A 19,903-nucleotide genomic window follows, 5' to 3' on the forward strand; every position below is an offset into this window, starting at 1 on the left:
CGCCCTGTCCGTGCAGGGCAAGGACATCAGCGTCGACGCCATGGCCAAGGAAATGGGCACCACCGAAGCCGGCACCAACTCCATCAACGACATCACCCCGGTGTTGAACAAGGAGACCGGTAAGAACGACGCCTACCGGTCGGTGGAGATCAGCACGCCCGCCGCGGATGACAAGCAGACCGACAAGCTGCGCGCCGACATCGTCCGCACCGTCGACGACGGCCGGGCCGTGGTCGCCAACATCGCCGGCACCACCACCGACACCGACGGTGGTATCCACTCCTTCGAGGGCGGGCACTACATCAGCTCGCCACCCGCGGCTACGCCACCAGCTGACCCGCACCACACCAACACCGAAGGGCCGGACCCCACCACGGGGCCCGGCCCTTCGGTGTCTTTTCCACCAGTTGCCGGACGTATTGACAAGAGTCGACATACAGGTGACGCTGGGACGAAGAGAGCGCTCTCTCTTCCCGGGCTCACAAGCCACCACCATGTCTGGCCAGGACACACTCCGCTGTCTTCGGCGGCGGCGCCGGAGCTGTCCCTGACCCGTCCTCCCGACAGGAGTCACACGATGGACAGGGCCGCACCCCTCTCCGGCATGCCCCGCCGACTGCGCCTCGCCACGGCGATCGGCGCACTACTGGTGCTCCTCGGCACGTACCTGGTCTCCGCCACCGAACGGGCCGACGCCGCCCCCGGCCAAGTCGGCGCTGACTTCGGCGCCAACGCCATCCGGGTCGCCGAGTTCCCCGCCGACTGCACCTACAGTCACCGGTTGCCGGACGACCCGATCATCTTCCCCGGGCTGCCCGGGGCCTCGCACATGCACAGCTTCTTCGGCAGCACCGTGACGAACGCCAACACCACGCTCCCCGACCTGGTCAACTCCCCCACCACCTGCAACCCGCGGGTGGACGTCTCGTCGTACTGGGTGCCGACCCTGTACCGGGACAACGTCGCGGTGGAGCCGGCGATCGCCACGTTCTACTACCTCGGCGAGGGCGTACGCGCCGACGTCGTCGCGAACACCCAGCCGTTCCCGCAGGGGCTGCGGCTCGTCGCCGGCAACGCGAAGGCCACCGGGCCGAACGACAGCATCGCCCGCTGGTCCTGCCTGCACGCCGGACACGTGCCGCCGTCGAAGGACTTCGTCAACTGCCCGTCCGGCACGATGCTGGAGTCGTACCTGGACTTCCCGCAGTGCTGGAACGGCCGCGACCTCGACTCACCGGACCACAAGAGCCACCTGGCGTACCCGGTGAACCAGGCCTGCCCGAGCACACACCCGGTGCACGTGCCGAAGTTGCGGCAGGTGCTGCGGTACCCGGTCACCGGTGACCCGTCGCGGTTCCGGTTGGCGTCCGGGCCGGGCTACACGATGCACGGCGACTTCTTCAACGCCTGGCCGGTGGCCGAGCTGGCCCGTCGGGTCCAGGACTGCATCCGTCCCGTCATCAAGTGCGGTCACGACGGCCGACCGATCTGAGCGAGCGGGTCACACCTCAGCGGCGGGTCCGGTCATCCCGGGCCCGCCGCCCGGGTGGGGAGGGAGTCGGATGCGCCAACCCAGGGCGGGTGCCCTGCTCGTCGCCGTGCTGCTGGTCGCCGGCTGCGGTGCCGGGCGCCGGGACGCGGCCGGCACACCACCCGTTACCGCGCCACCGGCGACGGTCGCGCCGACACCGTCGGGTACGGCGGGGTCGTTCAACCCGACCGACATCGCCTGGCTGCAACTGACCGCCGCGATGGCCGAACGTCTGCTGCCCGTACTCGATCTGGTGCCGGCCCGCACCACCGACCCGGCCTGGCGGCGAACGGCCGCCCAGGTCGCGGCCGCCCAGCGCGCGGACCTGGACCGCGCCCGCCAACTACTCGCCGAGGCTGGCGCGCCGACGACCAATCCGCACGAGGGGCACGACATGCCGGGCATGGTCACCGCCGAGCAGTTGGCGACGCTGCGGTCGGCCACCGGGGCGCCGCTTCACCGTCTGCTCGCCGGGCACCTGCGGGCGCACCTGACGCAGTCGGTCCGGATCGCCACCGCGGAGCAGCAGAACGGAGTCCAGCCCGCGACCATCGCGCTCGCTGCCGCCATAACCCGCAACGCCACCACCCACCTCACCCACCTCCCACCTGAACCCACCTGAACCCCCGCCCGCGGTGATCAAGAGGTTCGCGTCACGACACGCCGAGCCCGCTGACGCAAACCTCTTGATCACCAAGGGCGGGAGCGTCGCGGTGCACGGTCAGTTGCGGAGGTTCGCTGGAGGTTGGGCGGGGCTGGCCTCAGCTTCCGCCCATGCTCGACGAGCTGTTGTCTGACGAGTTGCCCGGACGCGACGTGTATCGGCCGGTCAGTCGCCCGGCCCGTGCCCGACGCCCCAGCGCGCCGATGATCATCAGCAGGAGCGCGGCGACGAGCGGGATCCCGCCGCCGAGCAGCACTGCCACCAATCCTGCCGACACGAGCGACCACCCCTCTCCGACAACGACCGGGGCACGGCCGGACGAGCAGATTCTCACACGATCAGGCCGTTCGAGCACCTGCCCGAAGCGAGTCGATGGTGAGGTCGAGGACGGCTTCGAGGTGGTCGATCTTCCCGGTGGAGAGCAGCAGCAGCACACCGCCCTGGATGCCGGCGAGCAGTGCCGCGGCGGCCCGGTCGGCGTCGAGGTCTCCGGCCATGTCGCCGGTCGACTGCATGTGCCGGATGCCCTCGGTGATCGCCTTCTGCCAGCGCCACATGAGGCCGGTCACGATCGCCTGCGCGCCGGGCGCCCGCCGGCCGGTCTGGCCGAGCAGACCGTTGAGCGGGCACTTCACCCCCTGTGCCTGGTACCGCTCGATCAGCCGGTCCCGCCAGGCGAGCCAGGCCGGCCAGGTCGTCAGGTTGCTCAGCATCGGCTCCTGGTCTGCGAGCACCTGGTCCGCCTCGTGCTGCGCCACCGCGAGCAGCAGCCCCTCCTTCCCGTCCGGGAAGTAGTGGAAGAGCTGCCCCTTGCTGGTGCCGGTGTGGGCCATCACGTCTTCGAGGCGTACCTCGTCGACGCCGCGCTCGCGGATCTCGGCGGCCGCGCCGGCGACGATCCGGGCCCGGGTCGCCTCGCCCTTGCGGGTCAACGCCCGTGTCATGGGACCTCCTGGTCTCGGGGTGCGGGTCCGACCCTAGCTCGGTTTTGGACTTGCAGGTCCATTTTTGCCGAGCAAAAGTCTGGAACACGTGGCCCGCAGCGGGCCGACACCACAATCGGAAGGGCACCACCATGAACCACTACTACCTGCTCGGGCGGTCCGGTCTGCGGGTGAGTCGGCTGGCACTGGGCACCATGAACTTCGGCGTCGACGGGTTCCACGCCGCGTACGGCAGGACCGAGCAGGAGGCCGAACCGATCTTCCGGCAGTACCTGGAGGCGGGCGGGAACTTCATCGACACGGCGGACTTCTACACCGCCGGCGAGAGCGAGAAGATCCTCGGCCGCCTGATCGAGCGGGCCGGCGTACGCGAGCGGCTCGTGCTCACCAGCAAGGCCACCAACACCGTCGACCCGTCCGACCCGAACGCCAGCGGCAATGGCCGCAAGCACATCATGCGGGCCGTGGAGGCGTCGCTGCGCCGGCTCGGCACCGACTACATCGACCTGTACCTGCTGCACACCTGGGACCGGATCACCCCGGTCGAGGAGGTCGTGCACACCTTCGACGACCTGGTGCGCTCCGGCAAGATCCGGTACGCCGGGCTGTCCGACGTACCGGCCTGGTACGCGGCCCGGGCGCAGAGCTACGCCGAGGCACACGGGCTGGCCCCGATGGTCAACGTGCAGTTGCCGTACTCGCTCGTCGCCCGGGACATCGAGGCGGAGCACGTGACGATGGCGCAGAGCCTGGGCATGGGGCTCACCGCGTGGAGCCCCATCGGCGGAGGGCTGCTCAGCGGCAAGTACCGGCGGACCGCCGAGGGCATGAGCGGGGCCGGCCGCCTGACGAACCCCGACGCCGCGGGTCGGGAGATCAGCCCCGGCGACTGGCAGGTGATCGAGACGCTGGAGAGCGTGGCCGCCGATCTCGGGCGCAGCATGGCGCAGGTGGCGATCAACTGGGTGGCCACCCAGCCCGCCGTCGGGTCGGTGGTCATCGGGGCCAGCGGCCCCGAACAGCTCGCCAGCAACCTCGGCGCGCTCGACTTCGAGATCCCGGCCGACGCCCGACGTCGGCTCGACGAGGCGAGCGCCCCGAAGGTCCCGCTGCTCTACGGCATGTTCACCCCGCAGTACCAGTCCTGGGTGGTGAGCCCCGGCCTCGGCATCGGCGACAAGCCCGCCGGCTACGCCCCTGCGGTGTTCAACGGCGCCGGGTCGCCCTCGTAGAGCGCGACGTACCGCCGTCGCCACTCGTCGCCGTCGACGCCGAGGTTGAGGGTGTTGTGCTCGACCCCCAACTCCGCCGGCAGGGTGCACACCCGCAGCGGTATCGCGTTCGCGTCGGCGATCCGGCGCGGCAGGTGCACCGCCGCCCGGAGGTCCACCACGGCGTCGAGCGGGCTGATCGCGACAGCCGCGGTCCGCAGACCGGTCCGTCGGGGCGGATTCGGCAGGGTACGCGCAATCGTCAGGTACTGGGTGACGGCGGCGAGGGAGTATCCGCGCGACGTGACGCGGTCCCGCAGGACGCGGCGTCCGTACAGCACGATGAGCGGTTTGACCGCGTACGCCGGTGCCTGTCGCGGGTTCGGGCCGAAGAACGGCGACAGCAACAACAGGTGGCGTACGACGTTGCCGGGCACCTGCGCGAGCCAGGTGGCCAGCACGGCACCGCCGGAGATCCCGACGACGCCCACCTCGTCTCCGAGGGCCGCCGCGACGGCCCAACCCTGCGCCGCGTACGTCGTCAGCTCAGCGGCCTGGACCCGGTGGTGGGCCTGCCGGTCGACGGTGCCGTGCTGGGGGGCCCGGGGGATCCAGACGTTGTACCCACTGTCGAAGAACTCCTCGGCCAACCCCGCGTACTGCTCCGGCGCGAGGGTGTATCCGTGCAGCAACAGCACGGCCCGGCCGGTACGGGAGCCGTGGCTCAGCAGGCGGCTGCGCGACTCGGGCCGGATCTCCGGATCGGCAGCCTCGGCGGCGATGGTGGCCTCGGCGGCACGGATGGCCGTGTCGAAGTCGAGCGGTCGGGCCGGCGCGACCGACAGCCCACGGCGGCCGACCGGCCAGAGATAGAGCCCGGCGACCGCCGCCACGACCAGCGCCAACCCGCCGAGGAGAAGGGCGATGATCTCCGGCATGCCCAGATGCTGACAGCTGGCGGGGTCCGCGCCGGCTGAGGGGGTGCGCCCGGGTGACCGGGCGCACCCGGTCAGCTATTCCTGACTGTCCGGCGGCGCGAAGGCGACCCGGGAACGCAACTGCCGAAAGCCGGTCCGCTCCAACTCGGCGAGCACCGTCACCCGGTGGGACTCCACATCGGCGATGACCTCGCGGGCACCACCGGCGGCCAGCACCCGCACCGCCTCGGCCAGCAGCTCGGGCCGGGCCGCCTCGTCGAGCAGGCCGAGGTAGGCGAGCAGGGGGTAGCAGGCGTCTCCGGCGGTGCCGACCAACCCGACCGGGTCGCCGGCCGCCAGGGCGACGCGCCATTCCTCGGTGGCGTCGCCCAACCAGGCCAGTGGGTCGGTGGCGAGGTCGACACCGGCAACCACCCGCGCGATCTCGACGCCGGTCAGCACGTCCGGCTCGACGATCCTGGCGACCAGCGCGTTGATCTCGGCGACGTCGGCGGGCGGCCGGAAGTCGTAGCGCCCGGAGGACGCCGGCAGCGGGGTGCCCGTCCAGGAGCACCGGATCCGCTCCCCCCGTTCGACCAGCCCGGCCAGCCGGGCGGCCGCCATCGGTGCCTGCACCACGGCCAGCACCTCCGGCCGACGCCGCCAGTGCGCCGGCAGCGCGGCGTAGTACAGACCGGGACCGCCCAGCGCCTCGTGGGCGGCGCGCAGCAGCTCGGCGCCCACCTCCGGCTCGGCGTCCAGGTCGAACCGGTCCAGCCAGGGGGCACCGACCGCGCCCGGCGGCAGGAGCCAGGCGGCGCGGCCCACCAACCGCCCGGCGCGCAACGCGACCCAGGTGGTCTCGGGCCGGTAGCCGCCGCCGGCGACCCCGTCGGCGTACGCGACCTGGCGCAGCTGCGGCAGCGGATCGGGCATGGAGTCGAACAGATTTTCCTCGCCCGCGACGAGCGGACGAATGACCAGATCAGTCATGGGTTGGTCCTCCGGGAAGCGAGCGCCCCGGGTCAGACCCGCGCGGACGCCGGAGCGCGGAGGGGGCGCAGAACATCGGACATTGTTCTGACCTCCTTCCCGCTCGACGGCGTGCCCGACCACGCTACGCGCAGTGGCCGCCGGCCCGCAACGGGATCATCACAGCGTCGGGTTGGACTCCGACCCCAGCCGGTGGACTCGGCGGTGGGCTCGTTGGTCGAACACGGTGATGGCGGCCAGCATCAGCGCCGCGACGGCCGCCACGGCGACCGGTGGAAGCAGCACCATTACCGGGGCCGCCACGGCCAGCGCCACAGCGCCGAGATAGAGCACCCGACACCGAGGTGCGGATCGGCTCGCCCGTTCCAGGGTGCTCCGCCCGATCAGGAACAGCACCGGGCCGCCGAAGATGATGGCCACCAGCGCCCAGTCGATCGGCGGGTGTGGGTCCTCGATGACCTGACCGAAGCCGACCGCGGTGCAGATGATGCCACCGACGATCAACAGCAGGCTGTAGCTCGCCCACCGCGACAGTTGGATCCCCTCCCCGCTCGGGGTCGAGGCATGGCCGGATCTGACGTGGTAGAAGTACATTCGCCAGAACGAGACGACCGCCACGAACGAGGCGACGAGGGTGATTGTTCCCTCGGTCGAGAAGCCCGGAAAGCTGACCGCGGCGCCGGCTTCGAGCACCACCTCGGCGAGAGCGATCATGAAGAACTGGTTGTACCGCTCGGCGAGATGCTCCTGCGAGACGGTGACCCGCAGGCTGTCGATCTGTCTCGGACCCAGGCGGGGCAGGGGGTAGGTGGTGGCGGCGCCGACCATCTCGATGGCGAGAGCGAGGGTCCAGAAGATCCCCCGACCGAGACCACCGCTGATGCCGCCACTGATCCAGAGCACGCTGGACGCCAGGTGCCAGGTCAACACCCGGAGCGCGAACGCGTGACCCGCGTGGCCCCGCAGGGCGAACGACAGGAAGAGCGGTCGGCCGACCTGGATGACGACGTAGGTGCAGGCGAAGACGACGCCGCGTTGGCCGAATGCCTGCGGCAGGGTGACCGCCAGCACCAGGGTGCCGAACATCGTCGCCAGCAGGACGACCTGCAGATCGGGGCGCCGGGGGTCGTAGGTGCTCGCCAGCAGGGCGTTGAGCGACCAGATCATCCACATCGCGGTGAAGAACAGGACCGTCTGGCCCGCCTCGGAGAGCAGCGTATGCCGGACGATGGTCAGGTCGTCCCCGACCCGCCCGGCGAGGCGGGCCAGCGCGAAGACGTAGACGATGTCGAAGAGCAGTTCCAGGACGGTCGCCGAGCGTGGGCTCCTGCTGTCCCCGAGGCCACGGAAGAACTCGGCGCGCCTCAGCACGGACGTCGAGACAGCTCAGCCGGCCGGGGCTGCCGGCACGGACGCACCACGGTGGTGGCCCTGTTCCGCTGCCATCGTCCCCGAGCCTCCTCACCGACCGGTCCCGCCTGATCCCCTATCTGCGTACTTTATCCATCTTTATCGGGCTGTCGTCGCTGATGGCGGATACCGGGTCGGCGGTACGCCGGATCATCTGTGCCGTCACCCCGCGGTACGAGCCCGGGTCGACCGGTAACAGCCACTGCCGGGCCCGGGTCAGCGAGCCGACGTTGAGTCCCAGTTCGTCGAGCACCTCGTCGATGTTGTGCATCGAGAACGGGATGATGTTCGTGCCACGAGCGTGCCGTCCGTTGGTGCGTGCCGTCATCCAGGCCAGCCGGGCGCGCACCTCGTCACGCATCCGGTCCTCGGGTGGCAGGGTGATGCCACCCCGCAGGTACGCGGCCGTCCAGACCGCCGCCATTTCCGCGCTGAGCGGGCTGAAGAACGACGAGTTGTAGCCGGCGAACGTCAGCCGCGGCACGCCGAGCGGCAGGATCTGCCGGTAGAGCATGAAGTTGCCGGCGTCGTCCTGCAGCCGGGCGTGCACCGCCTCGTCGAGGAACGGCACGTGCTGGCGGAAGCCGGTGCCACAGATCACCAGGTCGGCGGGGAGCACCGTGCCGTCGGCCAGGTGGGCGGCGGGCCGGCCAGCGTCATCGACCAGCAGCTCGGTGATCACCTGATCCCGGTGCACGACGATGCGGCCGTCGGTGACCCGCTCGAAGAAGCCCTCGGTGGCGAGGCTGACCGTGCTGCGGGCGATGTCCTCGAAGCTGCCGTTGGGCACCAGGCCCAGCGCGCGCAGGTTGAACTGCCGGGTCGCGACCGAGCCGACGCTGGTGACCATGCGCTGCCGCAGGCCGTTCCCCGGGCCGTGCAGGAACCGCTCGAAGCCCTTCAGGTGCAGGTAGCGGAAGAGCGCCTCACCCATCCGGGTGAGCAGCAGGTACTTGTAGTTGAGCGCCCCACCGAGCTTGCGGGGCATCTTCCAGAGCAGTTCCCGGGCCACCACGTGGGTCTGGGCGGCGACCTCGCTCACCGGGACCGCCACGTCGCAGGCCGACTTGCCGTACCCGACCACCAGGACGTTCTTACCTCGGGCCGCCTCGACGTCGGGGAACTCCCCCGTCGCCAGTACGCGCCCTCCGGCGGCGGCGAAGGCCGCCTGCCCGTCGAAGGACGGCACGAGCGGGTCGGAGAAGATGCCGTTGGCGACGATCAGGTGGTCGTACCGTTGCACCGTCAACGGTTCCTGGGCGCCGGTCGGTCGGGACGTGACCAGCCACCCGGTCTCGTCGTTGACGAGTTCGGCGGAGACGACCTCCGTGGACAGGCGCAGCGCGCTGGCCAGCCCGAACTCCTCCACGTAGGTCTCCAGGTACCGCTGGACCTGCTCGCCCGAGGGCCACTGCGGGTAGTGGGCGGGCATCGGCAGGTCGGAGAGGTGGTAGGTGCCCTTGTCGTTCTGGGTGGTCAGACCGGGGTAGCGCCGGGTACGGCTCCACACCCCGCCGACGTCGGGCGCGCGCTCGAACACGGTGACGTCGAATCCGCTCTGTCGCAGCACCTTCGCTGCGCTCACACCGGCGAATCCGGCACCGACGACAGCAATCCTCATGGTCTCCTCCAAACGACGTGAACCCTGCGACGTGAAGCAGCGCCGGAAACCCGTGCCGACCCTGACCGACCCGCGGTGCTCGCACGCTAGCGAGCACGCCGCGACTGTCGCTATCCGCGCGACGCGGCCACTGTCCGAGGTACGCGGCCGGGGGTTCTTCTTGCTGTCGGGTCGACGGCTTTCCGGGCTGTTCCGGCCCGCACACGCCTTACGGTCAGCGCGACAGGACGCCCGGGAGGTGTCGGATGGATGCGGTGACGGTCCGGACGGACGACGTCGACCGGGCGCGCGCCGAGGTGGGCCGCGTCTTCTGTCCACACCGGCTCACCCCGCAGGCGGGCGTTCGCAGCGTGCGCCTGCGGATGGCGGCTCGCCGGGCGGGCGGGGTGGGAGTCATCGACCTCGACTACGGGCAGGCGGTCCGCATTCAACCGCCCGCGCTGGAGACCTTCTACCTCGTCCAGATCCCCAGCGCCGGCAGCACACTGGTCCGGCACGCCGGTCAGACCGTCACCTCGACCCCCGACGTCGCCTCGGTCCTGTCCCCGTACGACGCCTCGGACATGCGGTGGTCCGAGGGCTCTCCCCACCGGATCTTCTACGCCGACCGGCGCGCCGTCGACCGGGAACTCGCCCGCCTGCTGGGCCGCCCGGTGGACGACCCGGTCCGCCTGGACGTCGGCATGCTCATGACCACGGCGACCGCGCAGGCGTGGGCGCGCGGGGTGGCGTTCCTCGCCGACGAGCTGTCGCAGCCGGCGGACGCGTCGCTGTTCGACCACCCGCAGGTCGCCGCCCGCTTCGAGCAGGGGCTCATCGGCAAGCTGTTGCTGGCCCACCGGCACAGCCACTCCCACCTGCTCGCCGAGCCGGACCAGCACGCCCACCCCGGGCGTCTCGTCCGCCGGGCCTGCGCCCTGATCTCCGAACACCACGGCGAGGCGCTGACCGTCGGTGACGTCGCCGAGGCGCTGCGGGTGAGCGTACGAACGCTGCAGGACTGTTTCCGCCGTGAGTTGCAGACCACCCCGACCGCGTACCTGCGGGCCTGCCGGCTCGACGCGGCGCACCGCACGCTCCGTTCGGCCGCGCCAGGGGTTTCCGTGACGACTGTCGCCCTGCAACACGGCTTCGTGCACCTCGGTCGGTTCGCGACCGAATACCGGAGCCGGTTCGGCGAGTCGCCGTCGACGACCCTGCGTCGGTGACGAGCCTCACCTCGCCCCGGCGGCGCGCCCCCAAAAGGGGCATTTCTGGCTGCTGACCGCGCCTCGTCCGGTGCTTGCCTTGACGCCGACGACAAGGTTTAGCGTGGTCGCGACGGGCCGATGGAGGAGGTCAGATGCTCATTGGCGAGTTGGCTGAGCGGGCCGGCACAAGCCCTCGCACGCTGCGCTACTACGAGGCGCACGGGTTGGTACGGGCGCAGCGCTCCGCCAACGGCTACCGCATCTACGACGAGGCGGAGTTGCGCGTCGTACGGGAGATCCGGGCGCTGCTCGACGTCGGCTTCGGCCTCGACGATGTCCGTCCGTTCGTCGCCTGTCTGCGGGCCGGCAACAGCTCCGGCGACGTCTGCCCGGACTCGGTGGTGGTGCTGCGGCGCAAGATCGCCGAGGTCGACGCCGTCATCGACCGGCTCGGCGCGGTGCGCCACCAACTGCACGGTCAACTCACCCACGCGATCGCCCATCGGGAGAAGACATGTCTCAGAAGTCGGAAGTAGGTTCGCTGGTCACCGTGACCGACGACACGTTCGCGGAGCTGGTGCTGGCCAGCGACCGGCCCGTGGTCGTCGACTTCTGGGCGGACTGGTGCCCGCCCTGCAAGGCCATCGAGAAGAGCCTCGTCGAACTGGCCCAGGAGTTCGGTGACCGGATGGTCGTGGCGAAGCTCAACTCCGACGAGAACCCGGTAGCGACCCGTAGCTACCAGGTGATGTCCCTGCCCACGCTGCTGGTGTTCCGTCAGGGCGAGGTGGTCGGCTCGACAGTGGGGTCGCGGCCGAAGACGTACCTGCGACAGACCCTGACCGCACAGGCCGGGTGGTAACGGCCGGCAGCGCGCCCGGGGACAGCGCTCCCGGCCACCATCAGCCGCGGAAATCGTTATCCCGGTCCGGCCGGCCAGTCTCCTGAGGGGAGGCAGCTGGCGGTTCGTCCGCCATGCCCCCGTCAGGTAGAGGTACGACCAGGTGAGGGAGTCGAGACGATGCGCGCAACCGGCCCGGGTGAAGCGGACGCCGCGAGGGGAAGACGAGGCGTCCACGCGGAACCCCGACGCGGGACGCTCGGCAGTCTCCCGGTCGGCGCGCGGCGGCTGCTGTGGCCGCTCCTGGTGGCCGCCGTGGTCGCCGTACTGGTGACCGGTGTGATCGTCGTGGTGCAGCCGACCGGGCCGACGCCGGCCCCGGCGGCGACCCAGGCCCTCGACGCGCCCACGCCGACGGCTTCGCAGCCCGGCGCGACCGGGCCGAGCGCACCCACCGCCACGGCGAGCCCGGCGGGGGCGGCCCCGACCCCGCTCCCGACGCCGGCGGTGCGGCCGACAACCGGGCGTCCGGTCGCCCCGGCCTCCCCGGCGGCGACCTCGGAGCGCAAGGGCGTCGGGGTGTGGACCTTCGACGGCGTCAGCCAGGCGCTGGCCGACTCCGGGGCGAGCTGGTACTACACCTGGGACGTGAAGCACCATGGCGTCGCCAGTCCGCAGGGCACCGAGTTCGTCCCCATGATCTGGGGGGCGAAGAGCGTCACCGCCAGCAACCTGCAACAGGCCAAGCAGAACGGCCGCTACCTGCTCGGGTTCAACGAGCCGGACCTGAACGGTCAGGCGGAGATGACCGTCGAGCAGGCGCTGGAGCTGTGGCCGCGGTTGCAGGCCACCGGCCTTCCGCTGGGCAGCCCGGCGGTCGCCTGGGGCGGGGACCGGCCGGGTGAGTGGCTCGACCGGTTCATGGCCGGGGCGAAGCAGCGCGGCTACCGCGTCGACTTCATCGCCCTGCACTGGTACGGCGGCGACTTCACCACCGCCAACGCGGTCAACCAGCTCAGGTCGTACCTGCAGGCCGTGCACGACCGGTACGGGCTGCCGATCTGGCTCACCGAGTTCGCCCTGATCGACTTCTCCAACGGTGTCCGCTTCCCCACGCAGGCCCAGCAGGCCGCGTTCCTCACCGCGGCCACCCGGATGTTGGGCGGCCTGTCCTGGCTGCACCGGTACGCGTGGTTCGGCCTGCCCGCCACGGACAAGGACCAGACCGGGCTGTTCCGCACCGGCGGCACGGCCACCGCCGTCGGCCGTGCCTACCAGGCGGCGCGCTGACCTACAGCAGGTCGACGTGGTCCCGCCAGGAGTGCTGCGGCTCGTACCCCAGCACCCGGCGGGCCTTGTCGATGCTGAGCAGGGTCTCGTACTCGCCCAGCTCCTTGCGGACCTCGACGTCCGGGTAGACCTCGGCCATCAGGCTGGCGCTGGAGCGGGTCATGACGGTGTCGGCGTTGGCGATGATGAAGACGTCGGCGCCGGGCTGGTCGTGGGCTAGGGCCCGCTCGACGGCCTGGGCTCCGTCGCGGGCGTCGATGTAGCCCCACAGGTTCCACCGGCGCAGTTGCGGGTCGGCGTCGAAGGTGGGGAACGGCGCGTAGTCCTCGACGTCCATCACGTTGGAGAAGCGCAGACCCACCATGACCAGCTCCGGGTCCCACCGGCAGAAGTGCCGGGCCATCTCCTCCTCCAGTGTCTTGTTGAGCGAGTACGTCGACTCGGGCCGGGGCGCGTACTCCTCGTCGACCGGCGCGTACGGCGGCGGGGTGTCGAACGGTAGGCCGAGCACCGTCTCGCTCGACGCCCACACGACCCGTTTGATGCCGGCCGCCCGAGCGGCGGCGAACACGTTGTAGGTCGCGGCGGAGTTGTTCGCGAAGGTGGTCGCGTTGGACATCAGCCCGGGGGCCGGCACCGCCGCCAGGTGCACGACCGCGTCGACGCCGCCCGCGTGCTCGTCGGCACCTCCGGTGAACGCCTCCACCACCTGCCCGTAGTCGGTCAGGTCGGCCAGCAGGAACTCGCCGTTCACGTCGCGCGGGTCGCGGCCACCGGTGCGGTCCACCGGCAACACGTCGACGCCGACGGCGCGCAGGTGGGCGACCACGGCTCGGCCGAGCTTGCCGGTGGCCCCGGTGACGACGACACGCCTGGGCAGTGCGGAATTGCTCATGACCACATCTTCGTCGCCGCCGGCGTCGCTCCGGCAGCCGGGTGCCCGCCACGCCGTGATCACGATCCGAGCGCGATCGGGCCGGCGGGTGCGTAACGTGCAGGGGTAAACGTTGTCGCGACGAGGAGACTTCATGTCCAAGCCACCGCTTCCCGAGGCCGCGGTCGCCATGCTCCAGAAGCCGAACCCCGCCGTCATGACCACCCTGCGCAACGGTGGCCAGCCGGTCTCCGCCGCCACCTGGTACCTGTGGGAGGACGGCCGGATCCTGGTGAACATGGACGAGAGCCGCCGCCGGCTGGAGCACGTCCGCAACGACCCCCGGGTGTCGCTCACCGTTCTCGACGAGGCCGGCTGGTACACCCACGTCAGCATCATCGGGCACGTCACCGAACTGCGTCCCGACGAGGGCCTCGCGGACATCGACCGGCTGTCGAAGCACTACACGGGCAACGCGTACCCACGGCGAGAGCGCGCCCGGGTCAGCGCCCTGATCGAGATCGACCGCTGGCACGGCTGGGGCGCGCAGAAGGACAACAACCAGGTCGGCTGAGAGTTGCCGCCCGCTCGCCCTGGCCCGGCCGTCGGGGAGAGCGGGCAGCGGCCGTCAGGGCGTCAGGGCGGTGGCGGACCGGGCGCCGGCCCGGGTCACCAGGTAACCGAAGGCCGCCGCGGTGAAGAACATGACGATGCCGTAGACGGCGCCCGGGATCGCCATCTGGGTGCTGTTGAGCAGCGCCGGGCTGAGCGCGATGGTGATGGCCAGGGTGCTGTTGTGGATGCCGATCTCGAAGCCGGCGGCCGTCGCGGCGCTGCGGTCCACACCGGCGAGGCGCGGCACCCCGTACCCGATGGCGAGACTGAGCAGGTTGAAGGCGAGCACGGCCAGGCCGACCGAGACGAAGTAGTCGGCGATGTTCTCCCGCTCGCCGAGCACCGCACCGGCGATCACCGCGACGAGGACGACGACGGACAGGATCCGGACCGGGCGGTTCAGCCGCTCGGCCACCTGCGGCATCCGTGCCCGGATGAGCATGCCGATCGCGACCGGGACGAGCACGATGGCGAAGACCTGCAGCACCTTGTCGAACTGCAGGCCGATGCTGCGCCCGTCGGGCAGGAAGTACGCCGCCGACAGGTTGACCAGGATCGGCAGGGTGAACACGGCGAGCACCGAGTTGATGGCGGTCAGGGTGATGTTCAGGGCCACGTGGCCGCCGAACAGGTGGCTGTAGAGGTTGGCCGTGGTGCCGCCCGGAGAGGCGGCCAGCAACATCATGCCGACGGCCAGCTCGGGTGCCAGGTCGAAGGCGAGGACGAGGCAGAAGCAGAGCGCCGGCAGCACCAGCACCTGGCAGACCAGGGCGATGACGGCGGCTCGGGGGTGGTGGGCCACCCGGCGGAAGTCCGCCATGGTCAGTCCGAGACCGAGACCGAGCATGATGATGCCGAGGGCGACGGGTAGTCCGATCAGAGTCACGGCGGAGTCCATGGCACAACATCGTTACCACCCGGTAACGCCGTCACAATCCCCCATGTGGCTGGCGGCTCTTGACCCCGGACGGTGACCGGCTTAACTTCATCAATCAGATAACTCTCTTTACTAATTCTGTCTGATGTCTCGTGGGAGTGTGCCGATGCGACCATTGCGCCACCGCCGTCTCACCGCCGTCGTCGCCCTGGCGACACTGCTGGTCACCGCCGCTCCGCCCACCGTCGCCAGCGCCGGTGACAACAACCAGCGCCGCACCGGCTACCACCGGGTCGGTTACTTCACCCAGTGGGGCATCTACGGCCGGGCCTTCCCGGTCAAGAAGCTCGAAACCTCCGGGGCGGCGAGCCGCCTCACCCACCTCAACTACGCCTTCGGCAACGTCAGCGAGGACGGTCGCTGCTTCGTGGACGGTGGGCCGGGCGAGGGCGACGCCTGGGCCGACTACCAGCGACCCGTCCCGGCCGAGGAGAGCGTCGACGGTGTCGCCGACGCCCCCGGCCAGGCGCTCAACGGCAACTTCAACCAGCTCGCCAAGCTCAAGGCCAAGCACCCCGACCTGAAGGTGCTGATCTCGCTCGGCGGCTGGAGCTGGTCGACGTACTTCTCGAACGCCGCCCGCACCGACGCCTCCCGCAAGGCGTTCGTCACGTCCTGCATCGACCTCTACCTCAGGGGCAACCTCCCGGGCAGCACCCCGGGCGCCGCCGCCGGCGTCTTCGACGGCATCGACCTCGACTGGGAGTGGCCCAACTGGGAGGGTGAGCCCGGCAACGTCATCCGCCCGGAGGACCGGGAGAACTTCACCAAACTGCTCGCCGAGTTCCGCCGGCAACTCGACGCGTACGGGCGCACGACCCGCGCGCACCACCCGCTGACCGCGTTCCTGCCGGCCAGCCCGGCCACCATGGACGCCGGTTACGAGGGCCGCAAGATCTTCAAGTACCTGGACTTCGCCACCGTGCAGGGGTACGACTTCCACGGCGGCTGGGACGCGCGGGCCAACCAGCAGTCGGCGCTTCGCGTCCCGGCGGGCGCCCCGGACAACCCGGACTTCTCCGTCGAGGTGGCCATCGACGGGTGGATCGCCCGTGGCGCGCCACGGGACAAGCTCGTGCTCGGCATCCCCTACTACGGTCGCGGCTGGACCGGCATCACCGGCGGCGGCAACGGCCTGTTCCAGCCGGCCACCGGGCCCGCGCCGGCCACCTTCGAAGCCGGGTACGAGGACTACAAGAAGCTCAAGACGCTGGCCGGCAACGGTTACACCGTGCACCGCGACCTGCGCGCCGGGCACGCCTGGTTGTTCGACGGTACGACGTTGTGGACCTACGACGACCCGGCGGTGGTGTTGCAGAAGACGCTCTACATCCGACGGGCCGGCCTCGCCGGTGCCATGATCTGGTCGCTCGACGGCGACGACGACAACGCCACCCTGACCAAGACGATCGGCCTCGGTCTGACGACCTGGTAGGCGTACCCGCTCCCTGCGGCCCGCCGCCGACCGACTCCTCGGCCGGCGGCGGGCCGGCTAGCTCTGCGGGGCGGTCACCGCGCGCACCGCCGCCTCGATGAGCGCGGTCACCTGGTCCATGTCTCGAGCGCGGTGTATGTCCACCTCGGCCGACCAACCGTCGGGCCGGGTGAGCGTCACCGTCACATCCTCGCGGCGGTGGGTCAGCCAGGCGGCGACGGCCTGGATGAGCACCATGGCGGTGCCCGCGTCGCTGGCCGCCACCTGCAGGACGTCCGGGTGGCCCGCCGACGCCCCCTCGGGAGACGTCGTGGTCACCAGCTCCCGCAGCCGCTCCTCGGCACGCAGCCAGGACGCCAGCGAACGCCGCGCGGCGGCGGACGGAAGATCCGGATGGATCGAGAGCGTGATCATCTCTGGCAACGTCTCCTCCTCCCAGGCGACGACAAACCCGCGCCACCCATCCTGCCAGTCCGCGTCGGGACCGGCACGCCGTGTAGTCAGCAATATCGATCAAGCCTTGACCGCCGTGTCGACGATTCATAGGCTCCGGCCACTGCGAGGTTGTGCCCGAGAAGGGAAACACGACTCATGGCCCCATCGATGCGTCCATTCCGGAAGGTCCCCGCCAGACGCCTGGCGAGTGCCGCCACGATCGCCCTCCTGCTCGGCACGACTCCCCTGCTCGGTGGCACACCTTCCGCGAGCGCCGCCCCGCCCTCCCGGTGCAGCGACGACCCGACCGCCCGGTTGGGCACCGTGCCCAGCCCGGAGACCGTGCTCGGCTTCCCGCTCGGCGCGGGTCAGGAGCGGGTCGTCACCAACGACGAGGTCCGCACCTACCTCGGGGCCGTCGACAGCGCCTCGAACCGGGTCGTCACCGGCGTGATGACCACCAGCGTGCTCGGCCAACCGTTGCCGTACGCGGTGGTGTCCAACGAACGTCACGTACGGCCCGCCGCGCTGCGCCAGATCGCCGACGACGTCCGGGACCTGCGTGACCCGCGCCGAACCAGCGCGCGGACGGCCGCCCGGACGGCGAAGGACAGCCCGGCCATCGTCTGGGTCACCGCGAACGTGCACGGCGGCGAGAAGAGCGGTGCGGACGCGGCGCTCAAGACGCTGTACGAGTTGGCGGCCGGCCTGTCCTGCGCCGTCGCCGAGCGCAACGACAACCTGGTCACCATCATCGTCCCCACCCAGAACCCGGACGGCCGCGACGCCACCCGGCGGCAGAACGAGTTCGGCTTCGACCTGAACCGGGACTGGTTCGCCCGCACCCAGCAGGAGACCGACGGCAAGCTCGAGCTGCTGCGCCGCTACCCGCCGCAGGTCTTCATCGACGCGCACGAGATGGGTGGCCGGCAGTACTTCTTCCCGCCGAACGCCGACCCGATCCACCACGAGATCGCCGGCGAGGCGGTGGACTGGATCAACCGGATCGGCGAGGCCAACAAGGCCGGCTTCGGCTTCAACGGGGCCTGCGACGAGACCGTCACCACCGAGTGCTACTTCAACTACGACACGTACGACATGTTCTTCATGGGCTACGGCGACACGGTGCCGACCACCGGCTTCGGCGCGGCCGGCATGACGTACGAGAAGGGCAGCGCGTCGGCGGTGGCCGACCGGGTCCAGCAGCAGTTCCACACCCAGTGGTCGACGCTCGGCTGGGCCGCCGCGCACAAGCGTGAGGTGCTGGACGGCTACTTCGACATCTGGACCGACGCGCTCGCCCAGGGCAGGGCGGGCACGCTGGAGCCGAACGAGGTGGTGCAGCCCACCAACGAGGTCCAGTTCCCGGTGCCGGACGTCAAGGTCCGCTCGTACTTCCTGCTGCCCGACCGGCAGCTCGCCGACGTCCGCCAACTCGTCGAGCGGCTGCGCCGGATGGACGTCGAGGTGTACGAGGTGCGCAAACCGACCCGGGTGCCCACCGCGCGGGTCTTCGGCGGGCGCACCGCCACCAACGTGACAGTGCCCGTTGGCGCGTACTGGATCCCGATGGACCAGCCGCAGAAGCACTGGATCCAGGCCGTCATGGGCGAGGACCCGTACGTGCCGTTCCCGTACTTCTACGACGTGTCGTCCTGGAGCAACCCGCTGCTGATGGGTGTCTCGGCCATCTACACCGGCGACACCGTCAAGCCGAAGGCCGAGCTGGTCCGGAAGGTCTCCGGTGGTCGCACCGGCGCGGCGTGGCCGTGGGGCTCGTACACGTACCCGCTCGACTCGGCCGCCGCCGCGGAGTTCACCTTCAGCCTGCTCGGCCGTGGCGTACCCCTGGTCCGTGACCTCACGACCAGCACTGTCGCCATCCCGGCCGCCACTGTGAGCCGGAGCGTGGACGGGCTGGCCGAATCCCTCGGGGTCAGCCTCACCCCGGGTGGTCGGCCGACCGGCACCCGCCTCGACCTGCCCGACGTCGGGCTCTTCCAGGGCACCGGCATCTCCACCACGTCGGGCTCCCACGGCGAGGCGCGCTACGTGCTCGGCAAGCGGTGGGGCCTGGACCTCAAGCCGGTCACCACTGCCGACATCAACGACAACACCGCCGCGTTCACCGGGCGTACCGTGCTGGTGGTGCCGGACGGCAGCAGCCCGACCGGCGGTCTGACCGCCGCCGGCCAGGCCAACCTGCGCGAGTGGATCGCCCAGGGCCACACCTACGTCGGGCTGCGCAACGAGGGCACCCGGTTGGCCCGCGCCGCCGGGCTCACCTCCACCACCGAGAAGACGAAGCCGGCCGACTACCTGGTGATCGGCTCACACCTGCGGGTGGACGTCGACACCGACAGCCCGGTCGCGTCGGGTCGCCCGGCGGAGGACTTCGAGTTCAACAACAGCGACCCGATCCTCACCCCGAGCACCACCGGGACGAACGTGCTGAGCTATCCGACCGGTGACACGTTCTGGGCCAACGGCTACACCGTCGGCGCGGACACCCTCAAGGGCACCGCGGCGGTGGTGGACGAGCCGACCGGCGCCGGTCGGGCGGTGCTGTTCGCGTTCAACCCGCTCTTCCGGGCGTACAACGAGAATGGTCTGCACCTGGTGGCCAACGCGCTGCTCTACCCGGCGGGCGCGGCCCCGGACGCCCGGCGCTCGGCCGGTGTCGACGCGGCGCGCGCCAGCGCCGCCGCCGCGCCCGTGGTGCCGGACCTCGGCGGCGGCTGGCGACCGATCACCATCCAGGTCGCGGCCGGCGACCTGCCCCGCACCCGGGCGATCGTCGAACGCTTCAGCACCGACGCGCAGGCGTCCACGAAGAACGGCTCGGCGTACGTCGTGATCCCGAACCCGCAGGGCCTCCAGGTCGACGAGCACCCGTTCGCGAACGATCTGGTACGCGCCCTGCGCGACGCCGGGGTGCCACTGCGGTCGGTGGTCGCCTGACGTAGCCCCGCACGCCGAAACGCCCGTCCCCACG

19 protein-coding genes and 1 pseudogene are annotated in these 19,903 nt (G+C 70.8%); 11 read left to right on the forward strand and 9 right to left on the reverse strand.

Annotated features, from left to right (window positions below):
• The 3 genes and pseudogenes from IF22_RS34775 to IF22_RS0131065 form a co-directional block, all read left to right on the forward strand.
• Window positions 1-307 (forward strand): annotated as a pseudogene (locus IF22_RS34775) (C39 family peptidase); the annotation flags it as partial.
• 84 nt (window positions 308-391) lie between these two features.
• Window positions 392-1,492, forward strand: a complete 1,101-nt coding sequence (locus IF22_RS36340; RefSeq protein ID WP_342446915.1) for a DUF1996 domain-containing protein — start codon at window positions 392-394, stop codon at window positions 1,490-1,492.
• Between the two features lie 70 nt (window positions 1,493-1,562).
• Complete coding sequence (locus IF22_RS0131065; RefSeq protein ID WP_036412717.1) at window positions 1,563-2,153, forward strand: DUF305 domain-containing protein; 591 nt, start codon at window positions 1,563-1,565, stop codon at window positions 2,151-2,153.
• A 139-nt stretch (window positions 2,154-2,292) separates the two neighbouring features.
• Here IF22_RS0131065 and IF22_RS35255 read toward each other — a convergent pair whose 3' ends face one another.
• Both IF22_RS35255 and IF22_RS0131075 read right to left on the reverse strand, forming a co-directional pair.
• The gene (locus tag IF22_RS35255) at window positions 2,293-2,472 is read right to left on the reverse strand and encodes a hypothetical protein (protein WP_156058023.1); all 180 of its coding nucleotides are present in this window, start codon (window positions 2,470-2,472) and stop codon (window positions 2,293-2,295) included.
• Window positions 2,473-2,533: 61 nt separating this feature from the next.
• Window positions 2,534-3,139, reverse strand: coding sequence for a TetR/AcrR family transcriptional regulator (locus tag IF22_RS0131075; RefSeq protein ID WP_030337910.1), 606 nt, complete (start codon window positions 3,137-3,139; stop codon window positions 2,534-2,536).
• A gap of 131 nt (window positions 3,140-3,270) precedes the next feature.
• Here IF22_RS0131075 and IF22_RS0131080 point away from each other — a divergent pair, with 131 nt between their 5' ends.
• On the forward strand, window positions 3,271-4,371 hold the full coding sequence (locus IF22_RS0131080; protein ID WP_030337911.1) for an aldo/keto reductase: 1,101 nt from the start codon (window positions 3,271-3,273) through the stop codon (window positions 4,369-4,371).
• Here IF22_RS0131080 and IF22_RS34080 read toward each other — a convergent pair.
• The 4 genes from IF22_RS34080 to IF22_RS0131100 form a co-directional block, all read right to left on the reverse strand.
• Window positions 4,329-5,288 carry an alpha/beta hydrolase gene (locus IF22_RS34080; protein ID WP_030337912.1) on the reverse strand — a complete coding sequence of 320 codons (960 nt, stop codon included), beginning with the start codon at window positions 5,286-5,288 and terminating at the stop codon, window positions 4,329-4,331. The genes IF22_RS0131080 and IF22_RS34080 overlap by 43 nt on opposite strands.
• Before the next feature lie 75 nt (window positions 5,289-5,363).
• Entirely contained in the window at window positions 5,364-6,260 is an 897-nt protein-coding gene (locus tag IF22_RS0131090) for a hypothetical protein (protein WP_030337913.1), read from the reverse strand.
• 159 nt (window positions 6,261-6,419) lie between these two features.
• Entirely contained in the window at window positions 6,420-7,631 is a 1,212-nt protein-coding gene (locus tag IF22_RS0131095) for a low temperature requirement protein A (protein ID WP_051708893.1), read from the reverse strand.
• A 115-nt stretch (window positions 7,632-7,746) separates the two neighbouring features.
• Window positions 7,747-9,291 carry a flavin-containing monooxygenase gene (locus IF22_RS0131100; protein WP_030337915.1) on the reverse strand — a complete coding sequence of 515 codons (1,545 nt, stop codon included), beginning with the start codon at window positions 9,289-9,291 and terminating at the stop codon, window positions 7,747-7,749.
• Between the two features lie 254 nt (window positions 9,292-9,545).
• On the opposite strand from IF22_RS0131100, the gene IF22_RS0131105 reads away from it, so the two are divergent.
• The 4 genes from IF22_RS0131105 (at window position 9,546) to IF22_RS34780 (ending at window position 12,612) form a co-directional block, all read left to right on the forward strand.
• Entirely contained in the window at window positions 9,546-10,499 is a 954-nt protein-coding gene (locus tag IF22_RS0131105; protein ID WP_167337356.1) for an AraC family transcriptional regulator, read from the forward strand.
• Between the two features lie 134 nt (window positions 10,500-10,633).
• Window positions 10,634-11,017, forward strand: a complete 384-nt coding sequence (locus IF22_RS0131110; protein ID WP_030337917.1) for a MerR family transcriptional regulator — start codon at window positions 10,634-10,636, stop codon at window positions 11,015-11,017.
• Between the two features lie 14 nt (window positions 11,018-11,031).
• On the forward strand, window positions 11,032-11,343 hold the full coding sequence (gene trxA / locus IF22_RS0131115; RefSeq protein WP_425339862.1) for a thioredoxin: 312 nt from the start codon (window positions 11,032-11,034) through the stop codon (window positions 11,341-11,343).
• Between the two features lie 294 nt (window positions 11,344-11,637).
• Window positions 11,638-12,612, forward strand: coding sequence for a glycoside hydrolase family protein (locus tag IF22_RS34780; RefSeq protein ID WP_245233786.1), 975 nt, complete (start codon window positions 11,638-11,640; stop codon window positions 12,610-12,612).
• A 1-nt stretch (window position 12,613) separates the two neighbouring features.
• Here the strand turns inward: IF22_RS34780 and IF22_RS0131125 are convergent, their stop codons facing one another.
• On the reverse strand, window positions 12,614-13,507 hold the full coding sequence (locus tag IF22_RS0131125; protein ID WP_030337920.1) for an NAD-dependent epimerase/dehydratase family protein: 894 nt from the start codon (window positions 13,505-13,507) through the stop codon (window positions 12,614-12,616).
• 133 nt (window positions 13,508-13,640) lie between these two features.
• On the opposite strand from IF22_RS0131125, the gene IF22_RS0131130 reads away from it, so the two are divergent.
• Window positions 13,641-14,060, forward strand: coding sequence for a PPOX class F420-dependent oxidoreductase (locus IF22_RS0131130; protein WP_030337921.1), 420 nt, complete (start codon window positions 13,641-13,643; stop codon window positions 14,058-14,060).
• Between the two features lie 54 nt (window positions 14,061-14,114).
• Here the strand turns inward: IF22_RS0131130 and IF22_RS0131135 are convergent, their stop codons facing one another.
• Window positions 14,115-14,999, reverse strand: a complete 885-nt coding sequence (locus IF22_RS0131135; RefSeq protein ID WP_030337922.1) for a bile acid:sodium symporter family protein — start codon at window positions 14,997-14,999, stop codon at window positions 14,115-14,117.
• Window positions 15,000-15,144: 145 nt separating this feature from the next.
• On the opposite strand from IF22_RS0131135, the gene IF22_RS0131140 reads away from it, so the two are divergent.
• The gene (locus IF22_RS0131140) at window positions 15,145-16,473 is read left to right on the forward strand and encodes a glycoside hydrolase family 18 protein (protein ID WP_030337923.1); all 1,329 of its coding nucleotides are present in this window, start codon (window positions 15,145-15,147) and stop codon (window positions 16,471-16,473) included.
• Between the two features lie 57 nt (window positions 16,474-16,530).
• On the opposite strand, the gene IF22_RS34085 is transcribed toward IF22_RS0131140, so the two are convergent.
• A complete protein-coding gene (locus tag IF22_RS34085; RefSeq protein WP_051708894.1) occupies window positions 16,531-16,887 on the reverse strand; it encodes an effector-associated constant component EACC1 in 357 nt (118 codons plus the stop codon).
• Window positions 16,888-17,076: 189 nt separating this feature from the next.
• Here IF22_RS34085 and IF22_RS0131150 point away from each other — a divergent pair, with 189 nt between their 5' ends.
• Window positions 17,077-19,869 carry a M14 family zinc carboxypeptidase gene (locus IF22_RS0131150; protein WP_245233787.1) on the forward strand — a complete coding sequence of 931 codons (2,793 nt, stop codon included), beginning with the start codon at window positions 17,077-17,079 and terminating at the stop codon, window positions 19,867-19,869.
• Window positions 19,870-19,903 lie beyond the last annotated feature (34 nt).

The organism is Micromonospora parva, from assembly GCF_000718515.1.
GTDB classification, from domain to species: domain Bacteria; phylum Actinomycetota; class Actinomycetes; order Mycobacteriales; family Micromonosporaceae; genus Micromonospora; species Micromonospora parva.

Excerpts from the sequence above, each read along its gene's own strand:
- IF22_RS0131065 (WP_036412717.1), top strand. The coding sequence starts at position 1,563 with ATGCGCCAACCCAGGGCGGGTGCCCTGCTCGTCGCCGTGCTGCTGGTC.
- IF22_RS0131075 (WP_030337910.1), bottom strand. The coding sequence starts at position 3,139 with ATGACACGGGCGTTGACCCGCAAGGGCGAGGCGACCCGGGCCCGGATC.
- IF22_RS0131080 (WP_030337911.1), top strand. The coding sequence starts at position 3,271 with ATGAACCACTACTACCTGCTCGGGCGGTCCGGTCTGCGGGTGAGTCGG.
- IF22_RS34080 (WP_030337912.1), bottom strand. The coding sequence starts at position 5,288 with ATGCCGGAGATCATCGCCCTTCTCCTCGGCGGGTTGGCGCTGGTCGTG.
- IF22_RS0131090 (WP_030337913.1), bottom strand. The coding sequence starts at position 6,260 with ATGACTGATCTGGTCATTCGTCCGCTCGTCGCGGGCGAGGAAAATCTG.
- IF22_RS0131100 (WP_030337915.1), bottom strand. The coding sequence starts at position 9,291 with ATGAGGATTGCTGTCGTCGGTGCCGGATTCGCCGGTGTGAGCGCAGCG.
- IF22_RS0131110 (WP_030337917.1), top strand. The coding sequence starts at position 10,634 with ATGCTCATTGGCGAGTTGGCTGAGCGGGCCGGCACAAGCCCTCGCACG.
- IF22_RS0131125 (WP_030337920.1), bottom strand. The coding sequence starts at position 13,507 with ATGAGCAATTCCGCACTGCCCAGGCGTGTCGTCGTCACCGGGGCCACC.
- IF22_RS0131130 (WP_030337921.1), top strand. The coding sequence starts at position 13,641 with ATGTCCAAGCCACCGCTTCCCGAGGCCGCGGTCGCCATGCTCCAGAAG.
- IF22_RS0131135 (WP_030337922.1), bottom strand. The coding sequence starts at position 14,999 with ATGGACTCCGCCGTGACTCTGATCGGACTACCCGTCGCCCTCGGCATC.
- IF22_RS0131140 (WP_030337923.1), top strand. The coding sequence starts at position 15,145 with ATGCGACCATTGCGCCACCGCCGTCTCACCGCCGTCGTCGCCCTGGCG.
- IF22_RS34085 (WP_051708894.1), bottom strand. The coding sequence starts at position 16,887 with ATGATCACGCTCTCGATCCATCCGGATCTTCCGTCCGCCGCCGCGCGG.
- IF22_RS0131150 (WP_245233787.1), top strand. The coding sequence starts at position 17,077 with ATGCGTCCATTCCGGAAGGTCCCCGCCAGACGCCTGGCGAGTGCCGCC.